Source organism: Streptomyces sp. NRRL B-24572 (genome assembly GCF_002156145.1).
GTDB classification, from domain to species: domain Bacteria; phylum Actinomycetota; class Actinomycetes; order Streptomycetales; family Streptomycetaceae; genus Streptomyces; species Streptomyces vietnamensis.
Genome location: NZ_MWIG01000776.1, coordinates 1 through 1,284, shown reverse-complemented (window position 1 = coordinate 1,284; position 1,284 = coordinate 1). Strand labels below are relative to the sequence as shown.

The following is a 1,284-nucleotide window of genomic DNA, read 5'->3' as shown; positions in this document are numbered from 1 at the left end:
CGGCGCCCTGCTCCTGCTCGGCCGAGCCGTCCGCGCCGGGGGCGAGCACCAGCAGCGCCTCCAGGCTCTCCACCGCCCCGGGCAGCACGTCGAACGCGACGTCCGACACCCCGGGCACCGCGAGCGTGTGCCTGCGCAGCTCCCCCAGCTCGATCCGGTAGCCGCTGACCTTGAACTGGCTGTCGCCGCGGCCGAGGTAGAGCAGGGTGCCGTCGGCGAGCAGCTCCACCCGGTCCCCGGTCCGGTAGGCCCGGCCGGACGGGCCGCCCAGCTCGGCCTCGTCGAGGAAGTTGTTCCCGGCCTCGGGGCGGCCGAGGTAGCCGGCCGCCACGCCCGCGCCCGCGATGACCAGTTCGGCCGCCTCACCGGGACGGGCGGGGCGGAGCCGGTCGTCCACCAGGTAGGCCCGGGTGTTCCAGATCGGCCGGCCGATCGGGACGCTGGGCAGGCCCTGGACGGCGGCCGGGTCGAACTCCAGGTGGCAGCAGCCGACGGTGGCCTCGGTCGGGCCGTAGTGGTTCATCATCCGTACCCCGTCCAGGCGTTCGCCGATCCCGGCGATCAGCGCCGGGTCCAGCGCCTCGCCGCCGAACATCAGCAGCCGGGTGGTGCGGCGGTAGTCGGGCCGGGCGGTGCGCTCGAAGAACCGCAGGTGGGAGGGCGTCACCTTGAGCAGCTCGTACGGCTGCTCCAGGCCCTCGAAGAGCGCCTGCTGGTCCCAGACCCCGGCGAACAGGGTGAGCCGGCTGCCGTGGGCCAGCGCGGGCCAGAGTGAGGTGACGGCGTGGTCGAAGCCGAGGCTGCCGAACAGCGGGCTGCCCGCCCCGGCCGCCAGGCCGGTCACCGCGCCGCACCACTGGACGTAGTTGGCCAGCGAGCCGTGCTCGATCACCACGCCCTTGGGCGTGCCGGTGGAGCCGGAGGTGAAGATCACGTAGGCCGGGTCGGTCGGCTCGGGGAGCTCCCGCTCGCGGGGCGCCGGGCCGCTCCCGGGCAGTCCGGCCAGGTCGACGGCGGGCACCCTGACCTCGGGCGGGGTGATGGTCGCCGCCGCCGAGTCGTGCAGCAGCAGGACCGGGTCGGCGGCCTCCACCACGGCCCGCACCCGCTGGACGGGGAAGGCGGGGTCGAGCGGGACGTACGCGGCGCGCAGGGCCATCACCGCGAGTGCGGCGGCGACCGTGGCCGGTGTGCGGTCCGCCCAGAGCAGCACCCTGTCGCCGGGGCCGACCCCGGCCTCCGCGAGGGTGTCGGCGAGCGCGGCGCTCCAGCGCCACAGCTCGG

1 protein-coding gene is annotated in these 1,284 nt (G+C 75.9%); it reads right to left on the bottom strand.

All coding sequences use genetic code 11. The features are described 5' to 3' along the window. Nucleotides 1-1,284: amino acid adenylation domain-containing protein (locus CCN56_RS35650; protein WP_143664728.1), on the bottom strand; the 1,284-nt coding region annotated here is incomplete at both ends.